This is a genomic window from Skermanella sp. (genome assembly GCF_059503625.1).
Genome location: NZ_JCACHA010000281.1, coordinates 1 through 3,033 on the forward strand (window position 1 = coordinate 1; position 3,033 = coordinate 3,033).

At 66.7% G+C, this 3,033-nt stretch carries 3 protein-coding genes; 2 read left to right on the top strand and 1 reads right to left on the bottom strand.

Going from position 1 to position 3,033, the window contains the following annotated elements; all coding sequences use genetic code 11:
- Nucleotides 1-1,470 (top strand): ABC-F family ATP-binding cassette domain-containing protein (locus AC5JJ6_RS06550; RefSeq protein ID WP_496041265.1); only part of this gene is annotated, 1,470 nt, incomplete at its 5' end.
- 42 nt (nt 1,471-1,512) lie between these two features.
- Here AC5JJ6_RS06550 and AC5JJ6_RS06555 read toward each other — a convergent pair.
- A complete protein-coding gene (locus tag AC5JJ6_RS06555; protein ID WP_496041266.1) occupies nt 1,513-2,274 on the bottom strand; it encodes an SDR family NAD(P)-dependent oxidoreductase in 762 nt (253 codons plus the stop codon).
- A 94-nt stretch (nt 2,275-2,368) separates the two neighbouring features.
- On the opposite strand from AC5JJ6_RS06555, the gene AC5JJ6_RS06560 reads away from it, so the two are divergent.
- A partial coding sequence (locus AC5JJ6_RS06560) for a YicC/YloC family endoribonuclease (RefSeq protein WP_496041267.1) occupies nt 2,369-3,033 on the top strand: 665 nt, incomplete at its 3' end.

A 3,033-nucleotide genomic window follows, 5' to 3' on the forward strand; every position in this document is an offset into this window, starting at 1 on the left:
CGGCCGTGCAGCGACTTCTCCGGCGGCTGGCGCATGCGCGTGGCACTGGCCGGCGTCCTCTTCGCCGAACCGGAACTGCTGCTGCTGGACGAGCCGACCAACCACCTCGACCTCGAAGCGACGATCTGGCTGGAAAACTACCTGCGTAACTATCCGCACACGATCCTGCTGGTCAGCCACGACCGCGAACTGCTGAACAAGGTCCCGACCACCACGGTCCACCTCGACCAGGGCAAGCTGGTCTCCTACGCCGGCGGCTACGACCAGTTCGAGCGCACCCGCCGGGCCAACCTGGAGCGTCTGGCCGCCAACCAGACCAAGCAGATCGCCCAGCGCAAGCACATCCAGTCCTATATCGACCGGTTCCGCTACAAGGCGTCCAAGGCCCGTCAGGCGCAGAGCCGGATCAAGATGCTGGAGCGGATGGAGCCGATCATCAGCATCGTCGAGGACCATACGGTCAGCTTCGACTTTCCGTCGCCGGAGGAACTTGCACCGCCGCTTATCCAACTCGAAGGCGTCGATGTCGGCTACGACGGCAAGGCGATCCTGCGGAACCTGGACCTGCGCATCGACATGGACGACCGGATCGCGCTGCTCGGCGCCAACGGCAACGGCAAATCGACTCTGGTCAAGCTGCTGGCAAGCCGGCTGGCGCCCATGACGGGCGAGTTCCGCAAGTCGTCCAAGCTGAAGGTCGGCTACTTCGCCCAGCATCAGGCGGAGGCGCTCGACCTCAGCCTGACCGCCGTAGCCCAGGCGAAGCTGTGGATGAAGGACATCCTGGAGGAAAAGGTCCGTGCCCATCTCGGCCGGTTCGGCTTCCCCCAGCAGAAGGCCGACACCCAGATAGCCAAGCTGTCCGGCGGTGAAAAGGCCCGGCTCCTGTTCGCCCTGATGACCCGCGAGGCTCCCCACATCCTGATGCTGGACGAGCCGACCAACCACCTCGACATCGACAGCCGCGAAGCCCTGATCCAGGCGATCAACGGGTACGAGGGGGCCGTGATCCTCATCAGCCACGACCCGCACCTGATCGAGCTGACGGCAGACCGGCTCCTGCTGGTCGATGGCGGCGCCTGCCGTGCCTTCGACGGCGACCTCGAGGACTATCGCAAGCTGCTCCTGGAAAAGCGGAGGGCGGAACGCTCCGACGGGACGGAGCGCGAGACCGGCCCCAGCAAAAAGGACCAGCGCCGCGCCGCCGCCGAGCTTCGGGCAGCCCTGGCTCCGTTGAAGCGCAAGGCCGACGACGCCGAGAAGCTGATCGCCAAGCTGACGCGCGACCGTCAGGCGCTGGAAACGAAGATGGCCGATCCGGATCTCTACAACGGTCCGGCCGACAAGGTGACCAAGCTCCAGAAGGACCTGGGCGACATCCAGAAGAAGCTGTCCGCCGCCGAGGACGCCTGGATGGAAGCGCATGAAGCCTTGGAAGCGGCCGAAGCCGAGGCGACGGGAGTAGCTTGAGCTTCGGGAGAAGCCGCGAGAATAAAGCGGCGAAGCGGCCCCTCACTCCTTCGCCGGCGTATGCGCCAGCACCGCATCCGCCAGCGCGGACGGCAGAACCGCTACCAGCCAGGCCATCAGGTAGGTCGGCAGCGGAAAGGCGATCCGCCCCCGGTTCCTCTCCAGTCCGCGCTTGATGATCGAAGCGGCGCGGTCCGCATCCATCAGGAACGGCATCGGGAACCGGTTGCGGTCGGTGATCCTGCTCTTGACGAAGCCGGGGCAGATTACCGACACCTCGATCCCCGACGGCCGCAGGTCGAGCCGCAGCGATTCGCCATAGCTCCTGACCGCCGCCTTGCTGGCGCAATATGCCGGTGCTCCCGGATAACCCCTGAACCCGGCAAGGGAGCTGACCAGCGCCAGCTGTCCGCGTCCGCGCGCCGTCATGGGGCCGATCAGCGGGTGGATCGTGTTCAGCACGCCGTCGACGTTGACCGCCAGGATCCGCCGTGCCTGCTCCTCGCTCTCGCCCCGCCTGCCGGTGCCGCCGCTGATCCCGGCATTGGCGATGCACAGGTCCACTGGAGTCGTCCGGTCCACCAGCGCAAGCCAGTCGGCCATAGCGGCCCGGTCGGCGACGTCCACCGCCGCAGCGCGGACATCGGCTCCGCGCGCCGTGCAGCGCGCAGCCACGGCGTCCAGGCGTTCGCGGTCGCGGCCCGTCAGCACCAGGGTAATGCCCGGACCGGCATAGGCTTCAGCCAAAGCCTCCCCGATGCCGCTCGATGCGCCTGTTATCAGGATGGTCTTCGGATCGCGCATAGCATGGCTCCAGGGCACCAAGCCCTCTGTTGCTTGTTGTCGTCACGTCTCAGGGGTATAACCACCGCCATACTTTCGTACCAGCGAGGCAGCGTTGAGCGCTCACCATCAAGTCGCCAGCATGACCGGGTTCGCCCGCGCGGACGGGTCGGGCCACGGCCATGTCTGGACCTTCGAGATCAAGAGCGTCAACGGCAGGAACCTCGATCTGCGGTGCCGGGTCGCTCCGGGTTTCGACGCGCTGGAGCCGGTGGTCAAGGCAGTCGTTCCCCAGCGCCTTCGGCGCGGCAACGTCAACGTTACGCTCACGGTGACCCGGACCGGCACCGGCGGCGAACTGCGGATCAACCGTCCCTTGCTCGATCGCCTGATAGCGCTGGGCAACGAGCTTGGGGGAGTGGCCGAGAAACCCCGGCTCGACGCCCTGCTCGCCGTTCGCGGCGTCGTGGAAACGATCGAGGACACCGATCTTGGCGATGCCCGCGAAGCGGTGGAAGCCGCGATGGCCGTCACGCTGAACGAGACCCTCGACCGCCTCACCGCCGCAAGGTTCGCCGAAGGCGCCCGGCTCGTCCATGTCCTGAACGAGCACCTGGACGAGATCGCGCGCCTGACCGAGCAGGCATCGCGCTGCGCCTCGCTTCAGCCGGAGGCGATCCGCCAGAAGCTGCGCGCTCAGGTCGCGGCGCTGCTGGACGCGATCCCGAGTCTCACCGAAGATCGTCTGGCTCAGGAAGCAGCCCTCCTGATTACACGCGC